The organism is Collinsella aerofaciens (assembly GCF_015552075.1).
Taxonomy (GTDB): domain Bacteria; phylum Actinomycetota; class Coriobacteriia; order Coriobacteriales; family Coriobacteriaceae; genus Collinsella; species Collinsella aerofaciens_Y.
Window position 1 is genome coordinate 1 of record NZ_JADNDZ010000014.1, and the last position, 1,602, is coordinate 1,602.

The following is a 1,602-nucleotide window of genomic DNA, read 5'->3' on the forward strand; positions in this document are numbered from 1 at the left end:
CGTAGCGGGTGGTTTAAAGCTGGCCGCTGCGCGGCCAGCGGACTAAAGTCTTGAAGCAAGAGGGCCGCGCCCCGGGGACCGGGGGCGCGGCCCTCGCCGTATGGTTTCCCCGGGCGGTTACTTTGGCGAGCCCGCCCGGGAAGGATGGAGGAGATGACCGTGCCCCTGGACACAGTGAATGATATACGGTCGATGGATGCCGCCGGGCGCTCGAGGTCCGAGATCGCCCGAATGCTCCACGTGAGCCGGAACACCGTGGCGAAGTACGCCGACATGGAGGACATGTCGCCCGCCGCGCCGATGCCCCGGAGGAGGGGCAGGCCCGCGCTCGAGGGCAACGAGGAATGGGTCGCGGGCGTTCTCGAGGCCGACCTCGGGGCCCCGAGGAAGCAGCGCCACACAGCCAGGCGGATCTACGACAGGCTCGTCGCCGAGCGCGGCTACGGCGGCTCTTACTCCACCGTGCAGAGGTTCGTCCGCGAGCTCAGGCTCGCCCGGGCGGCGGCGGGCGGAGAGGGGTACCTCGAGCTCGAGTGGGCGCCCGGCACCTGCCAGGTCGATTTCGGGAACTTCCGCGCCGCGGTCGGCGGGAGGACCCTCGACCTCAAGCTGCTGGTCGCGACGCTTCCGCACTCGAACGACCGGCAGTGCGTCGCCCTCATGTCGCAGAGGTCGGAGTGCCTGTGCGCCGGGCTGCTCGAGATCTTCCGCCGCTGGGGCCGCGCCCCGGCGGCGATGGTGCTCGACAACGCCACCGAGGCGGGCAGGATGGTACGCGGCGAGGTCACGGAATCGAGGCTGTTCTCGCAGTTCAGAGCCCACTACCGCTTCGAGAGCCGGTACTGCAACCCCTATTCGGGAAACGAGAAGGGCTCCGTCGAGAACGCCGTGGGGTTCCTCCGGCGCAACCTCCTCGTCCCCGTGCCTGCGTTCGGCGCGCTCCCCGAGCTCAACGCGTTCCTCGCCGAGGGGTGCGCGAGGGTCAACGCGGCGGCGCGCTGCCGCGACGGCAGGCCGCACGGGGAGGCCTACCGGGAGGACCTCGCCGCCATGCGCGCCCTTCCCGGCGTGGAGTTCGACGCGGTGAGGTGGGTCACCGCCCGCGCCGACAAGCGCGGCTACGTCGAGGCCGACGGGCGCGAGTACGTCGCCGGGCCCGCCTGGCACGGGCGGAGCCTGCTCGTCGGCATGCGCGCGTCGACGGTGGAGATCCTCGCCGACCGCGGCCGCCGGGTCGCCGTCCTCCCCAGGGCCTTCGGGGAGGGCCCCGCGGTCCGGAACCCCCTCTCGCTCGTGCCCGCCATCATCGCCAGGCCGAGGGCCTTCGGGGAGTCGACGATCAGGCGCGACATGCCGCCGGGGCTCGTCGAGGGGATCGACCGGATGGACTCCGCCGGCAGGAGGCGCACGCTCAGGTCGATCGGCCGGGCGAGCGAGTCCTCGGGTTTCGAGGCGGCATGCGAGGCGGCGCTCAGGGTCGTCGAGGGCGGCCGCGTCCCCGACGACGCCACGGTCGACGTGCTGGCGAGACGCATCGCGGGAGGCGGCGGCGGGGCCGGCGGGGCCGACCTGTCGGTCTACGACGGGTTCCTGAAGGGGGCG

Annotated in this window: 1 protein-coding gene; it reads left to right on the top strand. The window is 72.5% G+C overall.

Features of this window, described 5'->3' with window-relative positions:
* Window positions 1–144 precede the first annotated feature (144 nt).
* Window positions 145–1,602: IS21 family transposase (istA, locus tag I2D41_RS00920; protein ID WP_195363238.1), on the top strand; the 1,458-nt coding region annotated here is incomplete at its 3' end.